The organism is Arthrobacter sp. Y3222053, from assembly GCF_059092805.1.
Window position 1 is genome coordinate 581388 of record NZ_JBNHIA010000003.1, and the last position, 21676, is coordinate 603063.

The 21676-nt window shown below is 69.7% G+C and carries 19 protein-coding genes; 2 read left to right on the forward strand and 17 right to left on the reverse strand.

Features of this window, described 5'->3' with window-relative positions:
• Window positions 1-132: 132 nt before the first annotated feature.
• Entirely contained in the window at window positions 133-1539 is a 1407-nt protein-coding gene (locus AC5RUW_RS10765) for an MFS transporter (protein WP_494160691.1), read from the forward strand.
• On the opposite strand, the gene AC5RUW_RS10770 is transcribed toward AC5RUW_RS10765, so the two are convergent.
• The 6 genes from AC5RUW_RS10770 to AC5RUW_RS10795 form a co-directional block, all read right to left on the reverse strand.
• Window positions 1509-4475 carry an AAA family ATPase gene (locus tag AC5RUW_RS10770; protein WP_494160692.1) on the reverse strand — a complete coding sequence of 989 codons (2967 nt, stop codon included), beginning with the start codon at window positions 4473-4475 and terminating at the stop codon, window positions 1509-1511. The two genes, AC5RUW_RS10765 and AC5RUW_RS10770, sit on opposite strands and share 31 nt — an antisense overlap.
• Window positions 4476-4740: 265 nt before the next feature.
• Window positions 4741-5607, reverse strand: coding sequence for a catechol 1,2-dioxygenase (catA, locus tag AC5RUW_RS10775; RefSeq protein ID WP_494160693.1), 867 nt, complete (start codon window positions 5605-5607; stop codon window positions 4741-4743).
• A 249-nt stretch (window positions 5608-5856) separates the two neighbouring features.
• A complete protein-coding gene (locus tag AC5RUW_RS10780) occupies window positions 5857-6135 on the reverse strand; it encodes a muconolactone Delta-isomerase family protein (RefSeq protein WP_494160694.1) in 279 nt (92 codons plus the stop codon).
• A gap of 65 nt (window positions 6136-6200) precedes the next feature.
• A complete protein-coding gene (locus AC5RUW_RS10785) occupies window positions 6201-7301 on the reverse strand; it encodes a mandelate racemase/muconate lactonizing enzyme family protein (protein WP_494160695.1) in 1101 nt (366 codons plus the stop codon).
• Window positions 7298-8197 (reverse strand): LysR substrate-binding domain-containing protein, encoded by a 900-nt coding sequence (locus AC5RUW_RS10790; protein ID WP_494160696.1) that lies wholly within the window; start codon window positions 8195-8197, stop codon window positions 7298-7300. Before AC5RUW_RS10790 ends, AC5RUW_RS10785 begins: the two co-directional genes overlap by 4 nt.
• Before the next feature lie 209 nt (window positions 8198-8406).
• Complete coding sequence (locus AC5RUW_RS10795; RefSeq protein ID WP_494160697.1) at window positions 8407-8802, reverse strand: variant leucine-rich repeat-containing protein; 396 nt, start codon at window positions 8800-8802, stop codon at window positions 8407-8409.
• Window positions 8803-9058: 256 nt separating this feature from the next.
• Between AC5RUW_RS10795 and AC5RUW_RS10800 the strand changes: the two genes are divergently transcribed.
• Complete coding sequence (locus tag AC5RUW_RS10800; RefSeq protein WP_494160698.1) at window positions 9059-10120, forward strand: hypothetical protein; 1062 nt, start codon at window positions 9059-9061, stop codon at window positions 10118-10120.
• Window positions 10121-10178: 58 nt separating this feature from the next.
• Here AC5RUW_RS10800 and AC5RUW_RS10805 read toward each other — a convergent pair whose 3' ends face one another.
• The 11 genes from AC5RUW_RS10805 to AC5RUW_RS10855 form a co-directional block, all read right to left on the reverse strand.
• Window positions 10179-10619, reverse strand: coding sequence for a hypothetical protein (locus AC5RUW_RS10805; protein WP_494160699.1), 441 nt, complete (start codon window positions 10617-10619; stop codon window positions 10179-10181).
• Window positions 10620-10678: 59 nt separating this feature from the next.
• Window positions 10679-11755 carry a putative glycoside hydrolase gene (locus AC5RUW_RS10810; protein ID WP_494160700.1) on the reverse strand — a complete coding sequence of 359 codons (1077 nt, stop codon included), beginning with the start codon at window positions 11753-11755 and terminating at the stop codon, window positions 10679-10681.
• On the reverse strand, window positions 11752-13449 hold the full coding sequence (gene pelF, locus AC5RUW_RS10815) for a GT4 family glycosyltransferase PelF (protein ID WP_494160701.1): 1698 nt from the start codon (window positions 13447-13449) through the stop codon (window positions 11752-11754). The genes AC5RUW_RS10810 and pelF overlap by 4 nt, the downstream gene beginning before the upstream one ends.
• Window positions 13450-13538: 89 nt before the next feature.
• Window positions 13539-14996 carry a hypothetical protein gene (locus AC5RUW_RS10820; protein ID WP_494160702.1) on the reverse strand — a complete coding sequence of 486 codons (1458 nt, stop codon included), beginning with the start codon at window positions 14994-14996 and terminating at the stop codon, window positions 13539-13541.
• 362 nt (window positions 14997-15358) lie between these two features.
• The gene (locus AC5RUW_RS10825; RefSeq protein WP_494160703.1) at window positions 15359-16570 is read right to left on the reverse strand and encodes an IS110 family RNA-guided transposase; all 1212 of its coding nucleotides are present in this window, start codon (window positions 16568-16570) and stop codon (window positions 15359-15361) included.
• Window positions 16571-16826: 256 nt separating this feature from the next.
• A complete protein-coding gene (locus tag AC5RUW_RS10830) occupies window positions 16827-17438 on the reverse strand; it encodes a hypothetical protein (protein ID WP_494160704.1) in 612 nt (203 codons plus the stop codon).
• 123 nt (window positions 17439-17561) lie between these two features.
• Window positions 17562-17933 (reverse strand): hypothetical protein, encoded by a 372-nt coding sequence (locus AC5RUW_RS10835; RefSeq protein WP_494160705.1) that lies wholly within the window; start codon window positions 17931-17933, stop codon window positions 17562-17564.
• Window positions 17934-18092: 159 nt separating this feature from the next.
• A complete protein-coding gene (locus tag AC5RUW_RS10840) occupies window positions 18093-18563 on the reverse strand; it encodes a hypothetical protein (RefSeq protein WP_494160706.1) in 471 nt (156 codons plus the stop codon).
• Between the two features lie 59 nt (window positions 18564-18622).
• Window positions 18623-19135, reverse strand: a complete 513-nt coding sequence (locus tag AC5RUW_RS10845; protein ID WP_494160707.1) for a hypothetical protein — start codon at window positions 19133-19135, stop codon at window positions 18623-18625.
• A 28-nt stretch (window positions 19136-19163) separates the two neighbouring features.
• Entirely contained in the window at window positions 19164-19583 is a 420-nt protein-coding gene (locus AC5RUW_RS10850; protein WP_494160708.1) for a hypothetical protein, read from the reverse strand.
• 113 nt (window positions 19584-19696) lie between these two features.
• The gene (locus AC5RUW_RS10855; protein ID WP_494160709.1) at window positions 19697-21514 is read right to left on the reverse strand and encodes a hypothetical protein; all 1818 of its coding nucleotides are present in this window, start codon (window positions 21512-21514) and stop codon (window positions 19697-19699) included.
• Window positions 21515-21676 lie beyond the last annotated feature (162 nt).

The following is a 21676-nucleotide window of genomic DNA, read 5'->3' on the forward strand; positions in this document are numbered from 1 at the left end:
CGGCCGGTGTCGGCGGCACCATCCGGGCGCCTGCCCGGCTGATCCATCTGCTCCACCGCTCCACCCGCTCTGTTGCTCCGCTGTCCCACCCGCGGCCAACCCCCGCGGTCTTCGCTGATCATGGAGTCCCTTATGTCCTCATCCACGTCTGCTGCAACGGTGCAGCAGCGTTCCACCGTCCGCTGGGTGGTCACCATCGCCGCCCTCGCCCTGCTCTTCGACGGCTATGACCTGGTGGTCTACGGCACCGTCGTCTCCACTCTGCTGGCCGACCCGTCACACATCGGCGCCCTGGATCCTGCCCAGGCCGGAGCCCTGGGCAGCTACGCGCTGGTCGGCGTCCTCGTCGGCGCCCTGACCACCGGCGCCGTCGGCGACTACCTGGGCCGGCGGCGGGTGATGATCACCGGCATCGTCTGGTTCTCCATCGGCATGGCCCTGACCGCGCTGGCCTCCTCCACCGTGGTCTTCGGCCTGTTCAGGTTCCTAACCGGCATCGGCGTGGGTGCGCTGGTGGCTACCGCGGGCGCCGTGGTGGCCGAGTTCGCCCCCGCCGGCAAGCGCAACTTCTACAACGCGATCGTCTACTCCGGCATCCCGGCCGGCGGCGTGCTGGCTTCTCTGCTGGCGATTGTGCTGCTGGAGCCGATCGGCTGGCGCGGCCTGTTCCTCATCGGTGCCCTGCCGCTGCTGATCCTGCTGCCAATGGCTTTGCTCCGGCTGCCTGAATCCCCGCAATGGCTGGCCGCCCGCGGCCGGCTCGCCGAGGCGCAGGCCCTGGCCGCGCGCACCGGCGTCGAACTGGTGCTGCCCTCCGCCGCACCTGCAGCCCCCGCCGGCGGCGGGACCGTCCCGGCGGAATCGGCCGAGGACGCCGCGGCCCGCCGGGTCGGGTTTGCCGCCCTGGCCACCCGGCGGTATGCACTGCCGACCCTGCTGCTCGGGCTGATGAGCTTCTCGGGGCTGCTGCTCACCTACGGGCTGAACACCTGGCTGCCGGTGATCATGGGCCAGTTCGGCTACGGGCCGGAGTTCTCGCTGACGTTCCTGCTGGTGCTCAACGCCGGGGCGATCGCCGGCGGGTTGATCGCCTCCGTCTCCGCGGACCGGCTGGGCCCGGGCCGGGTGGTGTCCTCCACGTTCTTCCTGGCCGCGGTGGCGATGGTCGCGCTGACCCTGCAGCTGCCGTTCGCGGTGCTGCTGGTGCTGGTGGCCGTGGCCGGCGTCGGCACCATCGGCACGCAGGTGCTGATCTACGGGCTGGTGTCCAACTACTACAGTGCCAACGCCCGCGGCGCCGGTGTCGCCTGGTGCGCCGGGTTCGGCCGGCTGGGCGGGATCTTCGGCCCGCTGATCGGCGGGTTCCTGATCGCCGCCGGGGTGGAGAACGAGACGGCGTTCTACGTCTTCGCCGGCGTGGCCGTGCTCGGCGCGCTGGTGACCATGTTCGTTCCCCGCCGTGGCGAGGCCGACGCCGGCCCGGGCACCGGCGCCAGGACCGCGCCGGCTCAGGAGACGGGCAGCCCGGCGCCGGTCTGAGCGCCGGGGTCCGCCTCCGCCTCCATCCCGGTCTCTGAACTGGCCGCCCGGAAACGGGCGGCCAGTTCAGTGCGGGAGCTGAGGCCGAGCTTCGCGTAGATCCGGGTCAGGTGGTACTGGACGGTCTTCACGCTCACGAACAGCTCCTGCGCGGCCTGCTTGTTGCTCGCGCCGCTCGCTACCAGACGGACCACGGCCTCCTCCTGGGCGGTGAGTGAGTGCCAGTCCATGGCCTCGCGCCGGGACACCCCGACGCCGGCCGCCTGCAGCTCGCGGTCGCACCTTTCGAGGAGCAGCCCCGCCCCGAGGACACCGAACACTTCCCGGGCCCGGCGGAGCGGAGCCACCGATTCCCGGCGCTTGCCCGCCCGACGCAGCGTCTGTCCGTAGGCGAAGTCCACCCGGGCGCGCTCGTACGGCAGGTTGACCCCGTGCAGGGCGGCGAGCGCGGCGTCGAACGCAGCCTTCGCCTCCTCCAGTTGCCCCCGGCTGCCCAGCAGCCGCCCGCGTACGGAAGCCAGCCTCGCGGAGGCGGACCGATGCCCGCGGGCTGCGGTGAGGCGGGCCGGGCCGGCAAGGAATGTTTCGGCTTCGGACAGCTGGTCGGTCATGATCAAGGCCTTGGCATAGATGTCGTGCCAGGGCCAGAAGCCCGGCTCGTCCAGCCCGGCGCAGCGGTCCGAGGCTGCCACCGGCTGCAGGGCGCGCAGCACCCCGTCATGGTCCGCCCGGGCCTCCGCTGCCTGCGCCTGGGCGATTCGATACGGCAGCAGCATGATCGGATAGTGGCCGGCCCCCGCACGGCCGGCGTCCAGGTGCCGGGCCGCGCCTTCGTCGTCTCCGCGCAGCGCGTGGATCTGCACGGCCGTCCAGTGCAGCAGCGGGCGCACCAGCTCCATCCCCGTCCGCCGCTGCAGTACGGCGGCGCGGTCCACGGTGCGCAGGGCCTGGTCCCACTCCCCCAGCGCGAACTGTGCCCGCGCCAGCCAGGCGCTGGCCCAGAGCGAGATGCGGAAGGACCCGGCACTGAAGTCGGTGGACACCGCGGAGGCCAGCTCCTCCCGGGCGGCCTCGGGCCGGTCCAGGGCCAGCAGCAGCCAGCCGCGGCCCATCCGCACCCGCTGGGCCTGGGCGCCGCTGCCCGGACCGGCCGCCAACGTCGCATAGGAGGCCTCCGCTTCCGGTATCCGGCCCGCCGCAGCCAGGCCCAGTCCGCGGATGGCCGCCGATTCCACGGCCGCGGGGCTGCCCGGCTCGGCCAGCGCCCCGGCCCGCTCCGCCCAGCGCACCAGCGCCGGCCCGTCCCAGCGGGCGAGCGAGTCCAGGACCCTCCGCTGGGCGATCAGGGCCGCCGTCCCGGCGTCGGCCGCCCCGTCAACGAGCTGCCAGGCCTGGCCCAGCTGCTGGTCCGCCTCGGCCTCCCGGCCCTGCAGGATCGCCTGGTAACCGGCGACGGCGTTACGCAGCGGGCTGGGCGGGAACTGGGCGATTTCGTCGGCGTAGGCCAGGGCGTGCGGCAGCTCTCCGGCGCCTACGATGGCGTCGACCGCGTGCAGCAGCAGGGTTTCGCGCTGCCCGCCGGGCAGCAGCCTGCTGGCCGTGACCAGGGCGTCCGCAGCGGAGGACCAGGCGCCGGCCCGGGCGCGGTCCGCTGCGTAGTCCTGCAGGTCCGCCGCCAATCCGGGGTCCGGCAGCAGGGCAGCTGCGGCGCGGTGCCGCAGCGCTGCCCCGCGGTCCGCCAGCAGCCCGGCGGCGGCCAGGTGCAGGCTGCTGCGGCGCGCCAGGCACAGGGCGTGATAGGCGGCGTTGCGGTGCACCTCATCCGGAAACGCCAGCAGCATCCGGCCGCTGTCCCCCGCTGCCGTCAGCAGCCCCTGCCGGGTGATCTCCGTGAGCGCGGGCAGCGGATCGCTGCTGCCGGCCAGCGCGGCGGCGTCCGCCAGGGCCGATGTCGTGCCCAGGACGGCGGCGGCCTCCCCGAGTTCCCGGGCCGGTGCGCTGAGACGGCGAAGCCGGATCCCGGCGTCGTGCACCAGCTCGCGCGGGGCGGGCAGTTCACGCTGCCACTGCCTCCAGATTTGCGGAGGGTTTTCCCGCAGCAGGTGCAGCACGTGCCGGGGGTTGCCGCCGCAGTACTCCGCGATGCGGTGGGCTGCGGCGTCGGGCAGCGCCGGCCGGGCCGGCCCCGGCACTCCCGCCCCGGGACCCGGGTACCCCAGGATGTCCTGCTCGGCAGGTCCCTGCCCCCGGCCGGGGAGCTCCGCCGCGGCCGCGAGCTCCAGGACCTCCACCGCCGTCAGCGGGCCCAGCGGCAGCACTGTGACCGCCGGGTCCTCGAGCAGCACCCGAAACGGGCCCGGCAGCCGGTGGGCGTCTTCGTCGCGCAGCAGCAGCACGGCCAGCAGCCGCTGGCGGGTCAGCCGACGCTGCGCGAACAGCACGGCGCGCAGCGTGGCCTCATCCACCCACTGCAGGTTGTCCAGCAGCAGCAGCGCCGGGCGGTCCGGCGTTTCCAGGGCCGAAAGCAGCCGCGCGCCGTCCGCCGGGCCCGCCGAGCCCCCGTCCGGACCCGCCGGGGCGGCTGCGGGACCCGCGGCGTGGGCGTCCGGCGCGGTGTGGGCTGCGGCGGCGGCCTCCGACACCTGCTGGGCGGGGCCCGGAATCAGCTGCTGCAGCACGGCACCGGGCAGGTCCTGTTCCCATGCGGATCCCGCTGCCCGCAGGATCCGGGGGCCGCCGTCGCCGACGTCGGGCAGGGATTTCAGCAGCTGTACCGCCAGGCGGGTCTTGCCTGAGCCGGCGGGGCCTCGCAGCAGCACGGTCCGGGGCTGTCCGGCTGCGGCGGAGGCGTAATGGTTTCGCAGGGCGGCAAGTTCGCAGCTGCGTCCGACGAAAAGGTCCTGCCCGGAAGCCTCTTCCGCGGGACGTGGCGGCATCCTGCTGTGATCCAATCCTGCCCTCTTCCGCTGTGCCGTGTCCTGCTCCTGCGGGCAGCCTCCGGCCTTTCAGCCAAGCACATCCGCGGCCGCGGCCGGCTTTTTCGGACCGTTCCGCGGAACGGTTCGGGGCCCGGTCCGGGGCCGGTGTGTGGCCCGGTGTGAACGACGGCAGGGGGCGCCGGCCCTTGCCGCCCGCGCCCCCTGCTGATGGTCCTCGGGCCGCCGTCCGCCGTGCGGCGCCGGGCGGCCCTGCCCTGCCCGCCTAGCGGACGGGATCCAGGACGAAGTCGTAGGTGGTCTGCACCCCATCGCCTGCCGCGGCCGGCTGGATGTCCAGCATCAGCTCCGGCTTGGTGGCGGTGGCGATGTCGTCCTCGTTGTGCGGATCGCCGGGGAAGTACAGCTGGGCGGTGAGCAGCTCGTGCCCGGGGGCGGAGACCTTCAGGTGCAGGTGCGCCGGACGCCAGGCGTGCCAGCCGGCGGCGGCGATGAGCTGGCCGCAGGCCCCGTCGGTGGGGATCTGGTAGGGCGCCGGCTGGATGGTGTGGATTTCGAACCTGCCCTGCTCATCGGCGATGAAGCTGCCGCGCAGGTTCCACTCCGGGATACCGGGGGCGAACTGGGAGTAGAAGCCTTCCTCGTCCGCGTGCCACAGTTCGATCTTCGCGCCGCCCAGCGCCGCACCGTCGGTGTCCCGGACCTGCCCCTTGAACAGCAGCGGGGTGCCGGCCTCGTCGGGGCGCATTTCGATGGTCGCCGGGCACTTCTGCTCCGGGGCGTCCGGGACGTAGTACGGGCCCTCGATGGAGCCCTTGTTGCCCTTGCGGTGGCTGGTGGCGACGTCTTCGACGGAGTGCTCAAGCCAGACGTCGAGGAACAGCGGCCATTCGCCGTCCTCGCCCACCTTGATCAGCCACGCCTTCAGCGCGTTGTACTCGTCGTAGCTGACCTTCTCCTCGAGCACGATGTCGTTGGCGGCCTTGATCAGCCGGCCGGCAAGCATGCTCACCCGCTCCTGCGCGGCTTCGACATGGGCGAGCTTGCCGGACTGCCGGAACCGGTCGGTGGCGGCGTTGCCGGACGCCGCGGCGGAGGCGGCTTCGGTCTCGGTGATGGGTTCGGGGGTCATGTCAGCTCCTGTCGTGATGGCCCTCGGACGCCGGAACGGTCCGCGGGTGCGGCGCCGGGCGGCCGTGCCGGGCGTCACATGTTCTGTTCTGGTGGCAAATCTATGCGGCTGATTCAGTGGGGAGAAATACATGTTTACCGCTCATTGAGAGCCGCAGCGTTCCAATGCTTTCCCCCCGTGGGTGGGGCGGCGGCCCTCCGGGAGAAGGCCCGGGGTCGGCTGTGGAGAACCGGCGCGACGGCCGCCGGCTCAGCGGATGGCGTTGGGGTGCCGGGCCAGCGGGGTGACCCGGATCCGCATGTACGGGTACATGGGGAAGCCGCTGAGCAGTCCGTGCAGTTCGTCGTTGGAGGCGACGTCGAATACCGAGTAGTTGGCGTATTCGCCGACCACCCGCCAGATGGAGGTGAGGCGGCCGTCCTCCTGGAGGCTGCGGGAGTACTTCTGCTCCTGCTCCTGCAGGCTGCGCACCTCCTCCGGGGACAGATGCGGCGGGAACGTGACGTCCATGCGGGTCAGGAACAGCATGGTCTTCTCCTTTGAAGGGTCAGCTGGAGGGCAGGTCGGGGCCGGCCGGTACGGGCAGGCTGCGGTCAGTTCAGGCGGTAGGCGGCGAGCTTGTCCTCGTCCACGGCGGCACCCACGCCGGGGACATCGCGGACGGCGATGGTGCCGTCCGCGATGGTGAGGGGGTCGGCGAGCAGGTCGTCGGCCATGTCGAGGAAGTTGGACAGTTCTCCCGCGCGCCGGCTGGTGGCCTCGTGGGCGGCGCCGAAGGTGACGGTGGCGAGGGAGCCGATCTGGGTGTCGATCTGGTTGCCCATGGTCACATCGACGCCGAGGCCGGTGCAGAGTCCGAGGATTTCCGTGGCCTCGGTGAAGCCGGAGCGGGCGGTCTTGATGCAGATGGCGTTGCAGCCGCCGGTGAGCAGCTCCCGCGACACATCACCGGCCGTAGGGACGGACTCGTCGCCGACCACCGGGATCGGCGACTTCTCCACCAGGCGGCGCCGGCTGAGCACTTCCTTGGCGTCGCAGGGTTCTTCGAGCAGGGTCAGGCCCAGGCCCTCGGTGCGGCGCAGCACCTCGAGCGCCTCGTTGGCGGTCCAGCCCCGGTTGGCGTCCAGATAGATTTCGACGTCGTCGCCGAGCCCTTCGCGCAGCACCCGGCAGGCCTCTACATCCAGGGCCAGCGGGCGGCGGCCGACCTTGAGCTTGAAGGTGGTGATTCCGTACAGCTCGCCGAAGCGCTGGGCCTCCTCCAGCAGTTCCGCTGCGGGCCGGAAGCCGAGCATGTGGCTGACCCGCATCCGGTCCGTCCAGCCGCCGAGCAGCCGGTGCACCGGCTCGCCGACGGCCTGGCCGATGGCATCCCAGACGGCGATGTCCAGCGCGCCTTTGGCCACCTGATTGTTGATGGTCCGCCGCAGCACAGCGTGGATCCGCTCCCGGTCCATAATGTCCAGGCCGAGCAGCTGCGGGGCGAAGACCTGGTCGACGACGGCGGTGATGGACGTCTGCGTCTCGCCGTAGGTGTACGGGCGGGGCGGGGCGTCGGCGATGCCGACCACGCCGTCGTCGGTGTACACGCGGATCAGAACGTGGTCCGCGGTGGCTACCTCGCCGCTGGCGAACTTCAACGGGTGGGTGTACGGGATGGCGTAGGGGATCGCTTCGATCCGCTCGATTCTCACGGGGTGGTTCCTTCTGACGGGGTCAGGGTCTGGGCGTCGAAGAGCGAGAGGAAGTTCGCGATCAGCGGACGGGCATCCCCTTTCCGGGAGGCTAGGGCGAGCTCGACTTCGGGGGCGTCCGTCAGGGCGCGGAAGACGATGCCCTGCAGCCCGAAGGTGCTGCGCGGGGTGGGTACCAGTGCGATGCCCATGCCGGCTGCCACGAAGGAGAGCAGCGTGGAGGTTTCGCGGGCCTCCTGGACGATGTCCGGGCGGAAACCCGCGGTTCTGGCGGCGTCGAGGAAGATGCCGCTGACCGCGGATTCGGCGGGGTAGGAGATGAAGGGCTGGCCGGCGAGATCGGCCAGCCGCAGGTCATCGCGGCCCGCGAGCCTGTGCCGCTCGGGCAGGGCAAGGACCAGCTCGTCCCGGCCAAGGCGCAGCAGGTCCAGTGCCTCCGAGCGCACCGGGGGACGCAGCAGGGCCACGTCGATGCGGTTCTCCTCCAGCGCCCGCTCCATCTGCGGGGTCAGCATTTCGCCGTGGACGTTCAGCCGCAGCCCCGGCATCCGGGTCCGCGCGGCTTCGACGATCCGGGGCATCAACCGGTACATGGTGGATCCGGCCACGCCGATGCGGACCACGCCGCTGGCGCCCTGCCCGACCAGCTGCACGTCCTGGGCCACCTGGTCGAGGTCGGCCAGGATGCCCCGGGCACGGTCCAGGAGCAGCTCGCCGGCGGGCGTGAGTTCCACCTTGCGGGTGGTGCGGACCAGCAGCTGGGTCTTCAGCTGTTCCTCGAGCTGCTTGATCTGCTGGGAGAGCGGAGGCTGGGCCATGTGCAGGCGCTGGGCCGCGCGGCCGAAGTGCTTTTCCTCCGCCACGGCCACGAAATACCGCAGGTGCCGTGTTTCCATCTCCGCCTTTCGTCATTCCGGCGGGAAGGTGCCGTGAATCTCACCCTAGGCGGAGGAACTATGTTGCGGAAATACTTAGATTTGCTGCATTTAGACTTTGGAGATCTTAGTGGTGCAGGAGGGGCGGCGAGGGTCCGGGTGGATCTCCATCAGCCCACCCGGCCCTCCCTGCCTGCCATGGGCGCGGCGCCGCCCCGCGCGGTGGGACGTCAGCCGGCGGTGCTACGGCGGGCCAGCGCGGCGTCGACTGCCGGATCCCCGAGTCCGCGCAGCCAGGTGAGCAGGTCGGCGCTGGCGGCCGGGTTCGCGGCGATCGCCGGGCGGGCGTGCGGATGCTCCATGGCCAGTTCGCGCAGCCGGCGGGAGGAGACACCGGGGTCCTCGGCCTGAGCGAGGATCGCGACCTCGCCCGGGTCGACCTTGGCGGCCGGGGCGGCGGAGGCGCCGGCATCGACCACGTCGGCGGCGGGAATGTTCATCAGCGGGCCGTCCTGGCTGCTGCGGATGCTCTCCGGCCGGGCGGCCGGAGCAGCCTGTGCAGCGGCGTCCTCGGGGGTGTGGTCTGCAGGGGTTTCGGCCGGGTGCTCCTGGATTTCGTTCTGCATGGCATCCTCCAATTCATCAGTAGCCTTGCCTTTATCCTTGCAGACCCAGCTCCGCGCGCCGAATCCGGCCCTACGCAGCGGCGGCCCACGGTTTGTGGTTCGTCACCGGTTTTCCAAGTAGTTGCGCTGGCGCCGACGGCCCGGGACTCGTAGTGTGCCGCCCGTCCGGCGCCGGCGCGCCGGCCGGTTGCCTCCATGCTCCGGGCGCCGGCGCCGGCCCCTGAGTCCGACAGTGCGTGCTGGGAAGGGTGCTGGGATGAATTTGGACTGGTTGGAATGGATTCTGCCCGCTCTGCTGGCGGTGACCCTGGCCGTCGGCGGCATCGCCGCGGGCTGGGCCGGCTGCCTGCTGTGGCAGCGGCGACGGGAGCTCAGTGCCCTGCGCGAGCTGGTCACCCAGCTGCACCTGAAACGGGCTCTGGCGGCCGACGGGCCCGGCACCGTGGACCCGGTGCACGATCCGGTGCGCTGCCGCTCCGCGGTCGCCGACGTCCGCGGGCAGGTGCGCGAGGCGCTGGCCGAGCTGCGGCCGGGATCGGTGAAGGTCGCGGCGGTGCTGGTGGAGATGGAGGCCGCCTGCGCCCGGTACCTGCAGGAGGTGTCCGCCGCTCCAGAAAGCTACGCGGCGCGACTGCCGGGGCTGCGCCTGGAGCTGCATGCCGGCCTGCGCCGGCTGTGCAGCCTGCGCGAGGACCTGGAGTACCTGGCGCCGGGCCAGCGCGGCGACGCCCGCGCCGCTGAACGCGAGGCTGCCGCGGCCCGGGTGGCGGAACGCCTCGCCCGACGGCGTGCGGCGGCCGACGCCGGAACCGGCCGCAACAGCCGGGCTGACAGTGCGGCGGACCCCAGGAACACGGGAAACCTACCGGTTGCGGCATCGGCCGGAACCGGCGAGGCCGTCCGGGTGGGCGGGACGAACAGCTATGTCCGCGCCGGGCAGGAGGCGGTTCCGGGACAGCCGCGGCACCGCGCGCCGGTCGCCCCCGGTCCCGCCCGCCGGGGCCTGATCGGGCGGCGGCGCCGGGAGGACCGCGCCGCAGCCGACGAGGCCGCTCGCTGGCTGCCGCAGACTCCGGTGTCCGCGGTGACGGCCGCCCAACCCGGTGCCAGGGACGAGGCGAAGCAGCCGGCGGCGGCCCCCGCCGTCGTCGTGCCCGCCGCTCCGGTGACCGCTGCTGCTCCTGCCGTCACGGAAACGGCGCTGATGCCGCCGCCCGTGCCGGCAGCGGCCGTACCGGCGCCGTCCCCGCCGGCCGTGCGCGGCGGCAAGAGCAGCATCAACAAGGCAGCGCGGAACCGGCGCCGGCAGAAGGTCTAGGAGACCGGCACCGTGCTGCCCCGCTCCCCCGAATGCGGGGCAGCACGGCAGCCGGCGGCTACCGGGTCCAGCCGATGATGAACGCGACCGTGAAAAAGATCAGCAGCGACAGCAGCGGGGCGACGATGGCGCCCACGATCGCAGTGAGGCCGTGCCGGCGGCCGGCCGGGCGCTGCACTGCGACGATGCCCAGGACGAACGCCGTGATCCCCAGGACGCCCCAGAGCAGCTGGGTACCCAGCAGCCCGTAGGCGAGGCCGGTGAGCGGGTTGGGATTCGCCGGGTTGCTGGACAGGTCCCACGTGCTGACGATCGTGCCTGCGACGGCGGAGGCCAGCAGGGATCCGGCGGCGGCGGTGATCATCAGGCGCAGGCCCGTCCGTGCGGCCCGGCCCGGCTCCGTCGGGGACGCCGGTGCGGGCGGCTGTGCAGGCTGGCCGCCGGCGTGCCGGGCGGGCTGGTGGGGCGACGGCGGATACGCGGACGGCGGCATGCTCATCGGATCAGCGTAGGAAAAGGCCTTCGCTGTTCCGAGTTATGACGTGCTTGCTCGGCCGTTCAGCCCGCCCGGCGGAAGATCACACCCCGCTGCGCCGGCAGCACCACCGACGACGGCGCCGGCCGGCCCGCGCCGTCGACCATGCCAGCCGGGACACGCACCTTCCGCCGGCGCCGGCCGTCCCGGTTGAAGTTCACGGCCGCGAAACCGGCGTCGAACTCCCGCCACCAGGCGTGGCCGCGGCCCTGCGGCGCGGTGCGCGGGCCGCCCAGCTGCCAGTCCAGTTCGGGGGCGTGCTGGAGGCGGCTGTAGTCGTCGTGCGCGGTCGCGGAGTAGGCTCCCCGGCCGGCGCCGAAGATCCAGAACGCGGACAGCCCGTAGGTGACGTTCGGGTGCCGGTCGTCGCCGTCGGTCGGCACCCGCAGGATGGACAGCCCCGGCCCGGCGGCCTGCGGCAGCTGCGCCTCCGCGGTGACGGGGTCGAACAGGTGCACCGGGCTGTAGCCGAGCCAGACCTCCTCGAACCCGCCGCCGTACGCGGCGTGCGCGTTCCACCGGCCGGGTTCGCGGCGGGACTCGGCGATGTTCGGCACCAGGAGCTTCCCGACGGCGTTCAGCGCGGCCCCGGCGGCGTGCACCAGCTCGCCCACGGCGCTGCGGAGGCCTGCCATGTCGGTGGCCCCGGTGATGGGCAGGCGCAGGCCGTAGTAGTCGTCGAACACGTCGTTGTCCGCCATCACCCCGTCGAAGGGCGAGCCGCGCAGCTCGGCGGTCACGTTCTCCACCCAGCGGCGCCGGTATTCCGGATCCCAGACCCGCATCTGCCAGTGCCCCGGATACCGTTCCCACTCGATCCGGGTGCCGTCCAGGCGGGTGGCGAACCACCCGCCGTCGTCCCCCTCCGCCTCCGCAAACGAGACCCCGGAACTGTAGACCGGACCCGGCTCGTAGCTGCGGGTGGAGGACAGGCACTTGTAGCAGAGGACCGTCATGTCCGGGCGCAGCCGCTTCAGCTCGCGGGCGGCGTCGGTCTCCCAGGGCTGCAGGATCGCCGCCCGGTAGTGCGCGGCCGCGAAGTCGAGCTCGCCCGGCTGCAGCGGCCCGCCGTAGCGGATCCAGGCGCCGACGCCGGTCACTGCACCTCCGGCAGCAGGTAGTCCAGTTCGGTGGTGGAGAGGTTGCGCAGCTCGGAGATGTCGCCCACGGTGCGGTAGATCTCGTTGTAGGAGGACATGATCTCGTGCATCTGGAAGAACTCCTCCACCCGGGTGCGCGCGTTGTCGGCGTACTCGGCGTAGCGGTCCAGGTCGCCGATGACGGCGCGGATCCGCTCGGCCATCTGCTGCACGTCGCCGGCGGCCACCAGCTCGCCGCAGGGGCCCACGGTCCGCCCGTCCGCCGTCGGCAGCGGATCGCCGACCAGCTGGCGCATGCCGCCGACGTCGGTGCCCACGGTCGGGATGCCGGCGGCCATCGCCTCGAGCACCACGATCGGCTGGCCCTCGTTGTAGCTGGGCAGCACCAGCAGGTCGAACTCGTCCAGCCGCTCCCGGACGTGGACGGTGCCGTGCACGGTCACGTGGTCCTGCAGGCCCAGGCTCTCGATCTTCGCCAGGCACGCCTCGTAGTAGTCCGGCACGTGCTCGGTGGGGCCGAGCACGTCCAGGTGCACGTTGGGGAAGCCGTGCCGGCGCAGCAGGTCGAGGCTGGAAAGCAGGTCCAGCAGGCCCTTGATCGGCACCACCCGGGCGATGTAGGCGAGGTGCCAGGTGTGGTTGTCGCCCTGCTCAGCCAGCCGGGTCCGGGCGGCGAGCCGGGCCCGGTACTTCTCCTCGAACTCGGCGATGACCATGCCGTTGGGCACCACCACGGACTTGTCGATGTCGGTGCCCAGCCGGGCGGCCTCGGTGATCGCCGACGGGTAGAGGTAGGTGATCAGCGCCGCGCTCGGATAGCAGAAGTGGCCCATTTCGATCCACCAGGCCATCCAGGCCCGCTGCTCGGCGGTGACGTCGTCGAAGGTGCGGTAGTCCTCGGAGGTGATGGACAGCGCCATGTTGCGCTCCAGCAGGGTGTTCACCGTGTCGCGGACGTACAGGTTGTGTTCGGTGAGCAGGAACGAGGTGCCGTGGTCGCGGGCGGCGGCGGCGCCGAGCAGCGAGGCGTAGCCGGTGGTGTGCGCGTGGTAGACCCGGGCCCGGGGCATGGTTTCGCCCAGCACGGCGTAGGCGAGGGAGAAGAAGTTGCGCAGTGTCCAGAACGAGTCGGCCAGGGACAGGTCCAGCTGCGGCATCCGCTCCCCCAGCGTCTGCATGAACTCGCGGGTGCCCAGCAGCGCCCAGAGCGGGTAGCGGCGGGTGCGGGCGTTGAAGCCCTCGTCGATCAGCTGCCAGAGCGGGTCCACGTCGCGGTGTTCGGACAGGGCGTAGAGCGCATCGAACAGCCGGTGTGCCAGGGCGGTGCGTTCGGCCGGGCCCAGCCCCAGGTCCTTGGCGGTGGCGGCCATGAAGTCGTGCCGGTGTTCCTGTAGGGACAGGTAGACGGTGCGCACCCACAGCACATTCTCCGGCATCCCGTACAGGTCCTGGCTGGGCGCATCGGAGTCCCAGGCGATGTGGATGATGCCGTAGCTCAGGTCCGGGTTGTGGGTGACGATGTCGTGCACCACGGCCGACACGCCACCCTTGAGGTAGGGGTAGGTGGACTCCATGACAATGGCGACGTCCACGTCGGGGTAGTCGGCCTGCGCTGCCTGCACGGCGGCGGGCACGACGGCGGGGTCCTGACTGAGGGCGGCCCGGCGGGCCTTGGTCTTTTTGGTTCCGTACATGGCGGTGTCCTTCTGCGGAGGAGGTCAGCGGGATGGCGGGGGGCCGACGGCGCCGGTGTGGCCGACGTCGGCGGGTTCCGGGAAGCGGGCTACCAGGACGTGGCGTGGCGCCAGAACAGGGTGTATTCCGGCTGGGTCCAGTGCCGCTTGTAGAGCACCCAGGCGGCGGCGACCAGGGCCAGGTCCGCGGCGGCGAGCGCCGCGTAGGCCAGCGCCGCTGCGGCGGTGCCGTCGGTGGCGCCGATGAGCAGGAACGCCGCCGCGCAGAGCACCAGGTGGACCCCGCCGAGGATCTGCGGCAGGAGCTTCTCGCCGATGTAGTCCAGTTCGTAGCTGAGCAGGGTCAGGACCATGAAGGCCCAGGAGGCCACGCCCACGGCGGCGGCCAGCAGCACCTGCGCCGGCTGCAGGCCTTCCATCAGCAGGCAGACGGCGAGGGTGAGCAGCATGCCGGCCGCTCCGGTGGTGAGGATCGCGCGGTCCGCGGTGCGGCTGAGCGTCCTGGAGCGTTGGGCCAGCAGGGTCAGCGGCTCCTGGGCGATGGCCTGGTGCAGGGAGGCGACGGCGCGGTCCACCTGCGGGGCCAGGTTCACAAAGTAGTAGTTGTAGGCCAGGACGGCCGGCAGCATGGCGAGGAAGACCACCACCACCTGGAAGTTGCCGTCGGTGACCAGGAAGAGGACGAACTTGTCGGCCCAGAGCACGGCGCCCAGCAGCAGGCCGCGCAGCAGGTCCGCGCTGAAGTGGCGCGGGTCCAGTCCGCGGAGCCGGACGGCGGCCAGGCCGCGGCCCATGGCGGCGATCTGGGTGAGCGCGCCGAGCAGCGGCGGCAGCCACCAGAGGGTGGGGGCCAGGAACAGGGCGGCGGCGTAGGCGGCCCAGGCGGCGGCCCAGAGGCCGCGCCGGTTGGCGACGTTCGCCATGATGAGGGCCTGGACGAACAGCAGGTGCAGGGCGACCAGCGCGGCGTAGGTGCCCAGGGCGGTCAGGGACCAGCCGGTGGCCAGCCACAGCGGGACCGCGAAGACCACAACCAGCGGCAGGGCGAAGACGAACATCGCCGGCCAGGTGCTGCAGAACCGGCGGACAATGGCAGCCATGTCCCGCTCGGCCATCAGGTCGCCGATGGCGCGGTAGGCCGGCAGGCAGGCCGCCTGCGCCAGCCACGGCACGGTGATGGAGGAGGCGAGCACCACGTGGGTCAGCTGCACTCCCCCGACCTGCACGGCGGCCATCGCGGGGCTGACCAGCGGATAGACCAGGTTCAGCAGGATCACGGGCGAGAGGTAGAGCAGCAGCCCGGCGCCGGGCCGGGAGGCGTCTTCGGCCCGCGTGCCCAGGCTGCCGGCGCCCGGGCGGACGTTCCGGAGCAGGGCGATCATGGCCAGCAGCGCGCCGGCGGCGAGCAGGGCCAGAGACCATCCGGCGGGCAGCAGGGCAGTGGCGCCTGCCAGCGGCACCAGGGCCGTGAGGACGAGTGCGGCGAGGATCAGCAGGGTCCGCCGCCGGGTGAAGGAGTCGTGGAAAAGAGACCGGATCGATGTCATGGTTCCCCCCGGGGGCTCCGCCGCGCATGCATGTGGCTGGCGGCCGGAGCCCTAGATGTGAGACGTAAAGATGGCTGGGAGTGCCCATGGCTGGGGGTGGCAGCTTGTCTTTGCCCGGGAGGCAGGCCCTACGGGAAAGTGCGTCGCCGCTACTCAGCAACGAGCACCGGCATCACCATAGGGCGGGTGTGGAGGCCGGCGCCCAAGTAGTTCCTACGCATTTTTCGCGGGCAGCTACTGGTCCTATGCCTGCTAGCTGTTGCCAGCTTCGGAGGGGTATGGAACGCTCCGCTGCCGCCTCCACCGGCTGGAGGCAGTACGGGAGCTGGCGGGGTGCGGGGGGGGTGCCTCTATGGTTTTCGTCAAGCGGCTGAGGGCAGGTTTTTGGGTGCGGGGTCTTCGTAAAGGGTTCCGTCGCGGAGCATGGCGAAGAGGACGTCGGAACGCCGCCGGGCCAGGGCGATGAGTGCTTGGTTATGCCCTTTGCCCTCGGCACGCTTGCGGTCGTAGTACGCCCTGGACGGTGGATGATGCAGGGCGGCGAAGGCCGAGAGGAACAGGGCTCGTTTGAGTTTCTTGTTGCCCCGCCGGCTCGAATGCTCACCGCGGATGGAGGTTCCGGAACGGCGGGTCACCGGCGCGATCCCGGCGTATGAAGCCAGATGGGCGGCGGAAGCGAAGTGTTTGCCAGTGACTTCGGTGAGGATACGTGCGCAGGTCCTGACGCCGATGCCGGGCATCGAGGTCAGGACCGAGTGAAGAGGGTGGGCCTCCACGAGGGCTTCGACCTGGGTGGCAATCTCCTCGCGTTGCCGGCGCAGGGCCAGGAGCTGCTCGGCCAGTTTCGGCAGCACGATCCCGGCAGCACCGGTGCCCACGACCACGACGGTCTGCTGTTCGAGGGCAGCAAATATCGCGTCGGTGAGCCGTTCAGCAGCCCGGGGTGCATGTTTCTTCAACCGTGCTTTGACGTGCCCGCGCCCTGCGATCTTCAAGGCCTGCGGGGTCGAATACCGGGTGAGCAGGTCCGCGACGGCCGGATGGTCCAGGTGTGGGCCCAGTGCCCGCTCCAGGGCGGGATGGATCTGGGTGAGCAGTCCGCGGATCCGGTTGGACGTTGCGGTGATCTGGCCGGCGAGGTCGTCGTCGAAACCGCAGAGCACCCCGAGCTCGGCCAGGGTCTTATCGTCCAGTTCCACCGATCGCAGCGTATGCGGCATGGATCGGGCGGCTTCGGCGATGATCGCTGCGTCCCGGGCATCCGTTTTTGCCTGGCCGGGGTGCAGGTCCGCGATCCGGCGCATCGCCAGTCCCGGCAGATACCCGACGGCAGCACCGGCGACCTGAGCGACCGCGACGGGCAGCGCACCAATGGTGGCGGGCTGATCCACGACAACCAGGACCTTCCCATGGGAAGCGAGCCCGGTGATGATCTCCCGGATCTTAGCTTCGTCTTGCGGCAGGCCCTTGTCGTACAGCTTCTTCCCGACCCGGTTCAACGCCACTGCGTGGTGGCCGGTCTTGCCGACGTCCAGGCCAAGGAAAACGGCGATACTCTCGTGCTCCAGAATCATGATTACCCCCGGTAGCGTGTGCTGAGACTGACGCGTTGGCTGGTCCGGGCGGCAGGAAGTCGCATCCACGTTACGAAGAACCGTTGGGTCGTGCCTCTATTAGCGATCCACCGGCCGCCAAGCCGGTTCCGGTGGCAACACCCCCCGGATCATGGATGACTGGGGGCAAAAACCATGCCGGAACCGACCGGCCAACACACCCACATCCTGCAACAGGAAACGGGCTACGAAAAAGGTAACGGGGGTGGAACGTGCTCTAGGGAAGCAGCAGGGCCGTGGCAAAGGCCAGGCATCCGGCGATGTGGCCGGCCAGGACCTGGGTGGGTGTGTGGTCGCCGATCTTGACCCGCGACCAGCCCGTGGCGCTGGCCAGCAGCAGGGCGAGTCCTGCACCGACCGCCGGGATCGGGGCCAGCAGGGCCAAACCGACGTAGGCGGCGACGGCGGAATGAACCGACAGCTTCCAGACCAGGTTCGCGGCCAGGCACAGCATCATGCCGATGAAGACGCCGCCGATCTCGCCGAACATGGCGGCCGGGGCGTCCAGCAGGATGAGGACCAGCGCGCCGATGCCCATCGACACTGCGGATGCGGCCAAGATGGGAGCCCGCTGGGTCCGCACACCCACGTGGTGGTCCGTCACCGAACCGCGCCGCTTCAGCCAGAGAATTCCGGCAAAGGGCAGCCCCACCGTGAAGACCGCCGCCATCACACCCTGCAGCCACGTCACCCCTGGGGTGAGCAGGGGCTGCAGCAGCAGCAGGATCCCTACGAGCACGGTCGGTGCGGAGATTTCGGTGACGACGCGTGCCAGGCGGAGGGACACGGCGGAAGGGCGGGATGCGGCGAGCTGCAGGGGTTGAGGCATCAGATGATTTTACGGGGACCGCGGCGTGGGCTTGGCCCTCGGCGCATCCGCTTCGGGCAGCTCCCGTCGTCACGGTAGAAGGCCTGGGTGCGGTTCGCAGGTCCCTTGTCTGCCAGCGGCCGCCTAGAACTCGCCCCTAATGGATTCGTCCTCCGGCCAAGGGAAGCACTCCGAACCAGAAGCGATCCGCATCGTATTCGGATCAAACCCGGCACCGATGATGTAATTTTCGGCAGCGTCCGGCGAGCGCAACTGGACTTCGAAGTGTCCGGCCGGGGCGGGGTCACGCACCTTGAGATCGAACCGGCTGTCCCGGTACTTCTCCTCGAGGGCCCGGACCACCGGGCCGGGCTCCGCTCCCGCTGTCAAAGTGACAGTGGTGACCCCGTTCCAATTAACCGTGGACCCGCCGCAGTCGATCAGCATGCCGGTCGGCATCTGGGCAACGTCGGCCACTTCGTCTCGGGGAATCGAATCAGCGATTTCCAGTTCCATGGCCTGTGTTCGGGCCTTTGCTTCCTGCCAGGTCAGCTCGTCCGCTGCGGACGCTTCAGACGAGTTGTCAGCGCAACCCACAAGGCTGAGCCACAGACTCACGCCAGCGACAGCTGCTCGCCACCGAATCACCCCGCCGCCTCTCGATGGCACAGGATTCTAGAACTTTCCGCCCATGTATTCGCCCTCAGGCCAGGGGAAGCACTCAGAACCGGATGCTATACGAACCGTGTAGGGATCAAACCCTTCGCCGATGATGTAGATTTCGGCGGTCTCAGGAGAGCGCAGCTGGACTTCGTAGTGTCCCGCCGGCGCGGGATCCCGTACCTTAATCTCGAATCGGCTGTCCTGATACTTCTCCTCCAGCTCGCGGACAAGACGCTCCGGATCAGTCCCCTCAATTAAGGTAACGGTGGTCGCGCCATGCCAGTTAACAGAAGAGTCACTGCACCTGATCAGCAGACCCGTCAATTCCTGATCGACATTGGCCAGCTTATCCTGCGGTAGCGATTCGGCGATTTCCAGTTCCATGGCCTGCGTACGGGCCTTCGCTTCCTGCCAGGTCAGCCCGTCGACTGCGGCTGCCTCGGACGGATCCTCGGCGCAGCCGGTAAGGCCCAGCAGCAGCACCAGGAGCACTGCAGCGGATCGGCCTCGCGCCATTTCGTTGCCTCTCAACGTACGCCGGACTAGAACTCGCCGCCGATATACTCACCCTCAGGCCAGGGGAAGCACTCAGAACCAGAGGCGATCCGGATCGTATTCGGATCGAACCCCTCACCGATGAGATAGCTTTCACCGCCGTCCGGCGAGCGCAGCTGTATATCGTAGTGTCCCACCGGCGCGGGATCACGCACCTCGATATCGAACCGGCTGTCCCGGTATTTCTCCTCGAGCGCACGCACCAGCGGATCGGGCTCGGTTCCAGCAGGCAACGTGACAGTGGTTGCCCCGTTCCAATTGACCCTGGAATCATCGCACCTGATCAGCATGCCGGTCGGCATCTGGGCAACCTCGACCACTCGGTCCGGTGGTAGCGATTCGGCGATTTCCAGCTCCATGGCCTGTGTGCGGGCTTTTGCTTCCTGCCACGTCAGTTCTTCGGCTCCGGCTGCCTCGGACGGGTCTTTTGCGCAGCCCGCAAGACTCGCGAGGGAGAGCAGCAAAACCGCCGACGCTGCACCCCATCGGAGCCACATCATCCTGCCACCTCTCTAAGCCGGACCTTTCCTAGAACTTTCCACCCATGTATTCGCCCTCAGGCCAGGGGAAGCAATCAGAACCAGAAGCTATGCGAATCGTCCCAGGTTCCAGCCCTCTTTTGATGATGTACATCTCTGCCGTATCGGGGGAACGCAACTGGACTTCGTAGTGTCCGGCTGGGGCGGGGTCCCGTACCTTGATCTCGAATCGGCTGTCCCGGTACTTCGCTTCCAGCTCCCGAACGAGAGGCTCCGGCTCTGACCCGTCACTCAAAGCAATGGTGGTCGCGCCGTGCCAGTTGACCGACGAGTCACCGCACTCAATCAGAACGCCCTCCGGCATCTGCTCGACCGCAGCCACCTTGTCCTGAGGAAGCGAATCGGCGATCTCCAGTTCCATGGCCTGAGTCCGGGCCTTCGCTTCCTGCCAGGTCAACTCTGATGCCATTGATGTGTTCCCTTCCGTTGGGCTTGCGGTCGTCGGTGCCTCCGCGGCACCGTTTGCACAGCCGGCGAGGCTTAGAAGCAGCACCATCGCTACCGCGGTGCAGCGTACTCGGGTCATCGCGCTAACTCCTCCAAGGCGTCTTCAAGCAATTCCATATTGTCTTTGCTGTCTGTCGTCGGAAGGGAATGGGCGTCAATCGACCCGATATCCACCTCTTCCGGCACTGTGTACTCGTGATTCGTGAAGGCATCATGTTCGCTGGGCACTTTGCCGTCCCAGACAAACCCGAATCCTTGCGCTCGGAGGAGGATGTCGTTGTCATAGACAAAGTTCGAGTAGCGCGTGTCCTTATCCGGCTCCCATTCTTCGTGCATCCCCGCCCCGGACAGGGAGATGGACTTGTCATAGTCCGCGCCGTGAATCTCCGAACTGGTGAGGTTGGCGTATCCCCAGCTGTGTCCGATGCCGACCTGCTCGGTGCCCTGCAGGGTCGGGTCCGTGAGCATTCCGTGCTGGAACCCGGCCAGCTGCCTGCCGGCGTCGTACCCCGTCTGCGGGTCATTGGCTTCCGTGAGGCGCAGGTAGTCATCCCTGCCTCCCTCCTGGTTCTCCCCGGGGAAGGGCCCGTCCTTGTACACAAAAGCCACCGTATTCGGGGCCATGCCCACCATGTAATTGGCGAAGGTCTGGGCGCCGCCGTCGTAGAAACTCTTCATGCTCGCGAAGGTCCCGGGCACGTACGTGAGTGTGCGCTGCGTGTCAGGGCCCGGAGTTCCGAGCATTTCGATGATCCGCGACCCTTCGCGGTTGTACAGATACAGCTGCACCTGCCCGGCTTCGACCTTCTTCAAGTAGCCAATTTCTTTCTCCAGCAGTTTCTGGCGGTCCTCGGAATCGCCGCCGATCTCCCGCAGCCTGGCGAGCAGCGCCTCGGCTGCCGCGATGTCCTCCACCGCACCGATGCTGTTGGCGTGCACGCGGGCCAGCGCGGGCACCCCGTCAAGGGACCCGAAGACCTTCGGCGCCGATTCCAGCAGGACCAGCTGCTGGGCCGTGAAGCCATTCGCCGCGTTCCCCGAGGCCTGCAGCTCTGCCCACCACTCGGCGATGCGTTCCGCAGACACCGACGGCAGGTGGGTGAGCCAGTCGGGGTTCTTCGACGCCACTTCGAGGTCCACGGGTGAGGCCGTTGCGAAGAACTCCAGCAGAGCCTCCCCGCGCACGGCGGCGGGAGAAATTGCCAGGGCCAGCGCCGTGGATGACAACTCCACCGATCCGGTCATGTCCCCGCCCTGCCCGGCGGTGCTGAAGGCCTGCCCGATCTGCCACAGTTTGTCGGCGTCGTTGCGGTCATCCTGGTTGTACTGGCTTACCGCCGGTGCGAAGGTACCGACGTCAATTGAGGCCCAGGAGCATGAGCTCTGGAAGCTGCTCAGGGCCTGGACCACGTCCTGGCAGACCAGCTCGGCAACGTCTTCCTGGTCGTAGATCTGGGATGCGGCGGCCTTCACGGCCTCGGGTACCGCGGAACTGGTGCCGGGCGCCGCGCCGGCAGCCCAGTCGTGGGGCTGCAGGACCAGCGGCGGAAACGAGACCTGAGGGCGGCGAACCTCGGCCCCGGACAGATCGTCGGGAAGGGAAAACCCGGGCAGCAGGTCTCGCAGGTAGTCCGCGGCGGCGGACACGAAGCCCTCCTCCAGCAGCTTCTGTAGGGACCGGGCCCGCTGCTCCTTCAGGTCCTGGCGGGCCTGCTCGGCCTGGCTCTTGGCAAACTGGACCTGCTCGGCCACATCCTCCAGTGCATTCACCAAAGTATTGCGGGCTGCCGCCTGTGCGGCCGAGTTCGCCCGATATCGGTCGGCGAACGGGCCGCGGAACTCCGCGAGCGCCTCCCCGGTTGTCGAGGCCCGTGGCCCCCGCTGCTCGCTCAAGGCTGCCGAGGCTTTCTTGCAGGCAGCAAGCAGCTGATCGGCGTCGTCGTCACTAAAGCGCACTCAGGATCCCCCATCCCCCAACGCGCCCATTTCTGGGTCGCAGGTAAGAGGTTACACCTGTCACACGTGGGCGGCGGGCGCGCCGGGAACGCACCGGGA

Coding starts and splice junctions, on each gene's coding strand:
- catA (WP_494160693.1), bottom strand. CDS start 5,607: ATGACCCCCGAACCCATCACCGAGACCGAAGCCGCCTCCGCCGCGGCG.
- AC5RUW_RS10770 (WP_494160692.1), bottom strand. CDS start 4,475: ATGCCGCCACGTCCCGCGGAAGAGGCTTCCGGGCAGGACCTTTTCGTC.
- AC5RUW_RS10820 (WP_494160702.1), bottom strand. CDS start 14,996: ATGACATCGATCCGGTCTCTTTTCCACGACTCCTTCACCCGGCGGCGG.
- AC5RUW_RS10795 (WP_494160697.1), bottom strand. CDS start 8,802: ATGCAGAACGAAATCCAGGAGCACCCGGCCGAAACCCCTGCAGACCAC.
- pelF (WP_494160701.1), bottom strand. CDS start 13,449: ATGTACGGAACCAAAAAGACCAAGGCCCGCCGGGCCGCCCTCAGTCAG.
- AC5RUW_RS10825 (WP_494160703.1), bottom strand. CDS start 16,570: ATGATTCTGGAGCACGAGAGTATCGCCGTTTTCCTTGGCCTGGACGTC.
- AC5RUW_RS10805 (WP_494160699.1), bottom strand. CDS start 10,619: ATGAGCATGCCGCCGTCCGCGTATCCGCCGTCGCCCCACCAGCCCGCC.
- AC5RUW_RS10845 (WP_494160707.1), bottom strand. CDS start 19,135: ATGATGTGGCTCCGATGGGGTGCAGCGTCGGCGGTTTTGCTGCTCTCC.
- AC5RUW_RS10830 (WP_494160704.1), bottom strand. CDS start 17,438: ATGCCTCAACCCCTGCAGCTCGCCGCATCCCGCCCTTCCGCCGTGTCC.
- AC5RUW_RS10790 (WP_494160696.1), bottom strand. CDS start 8,197: ATGGAAACACGGCACCTGCGGTATTTCGTGGCCGTGGCGGAGGAAAAG.
- AC5RUW_RS10780 (WP_494160694.1), bottom strand. CDS start 6,135: ATGCTGTTCCTGACCCGCATGGACGTCACGTTCCCGCCGCATCTGTCC.
- AC5RUW_RS10800 (WP_494160698.1), top strand. CDS start 9,059: ATGAATTTGGACTGGTTGGAATGGATTCTGCCCGCTCTGCTGGCGGTG.
- AC5RUW_RS10765 (WP_494160691.1), top strand. CDS start 133: ATGTCCTCATCCACGTCTGCTGCAACGGTGCAGCAGCGTTCCACCGTC.
- AC5RUW_RS10850 (WP_494160708.1), bottom strand. CDS start 19,583: ATGGCATCAGAGTTGACCTGGCAGGAAGCGAAGGCCCGGACTCAGGCC.
- AC5RUW_RS10835 (WP_494160705.1), bottom strand. CDS start 17,933: ATGGAACTGGAAATCGCTGATTCGATTCCCCGAGACGAAGTGGCCGAC.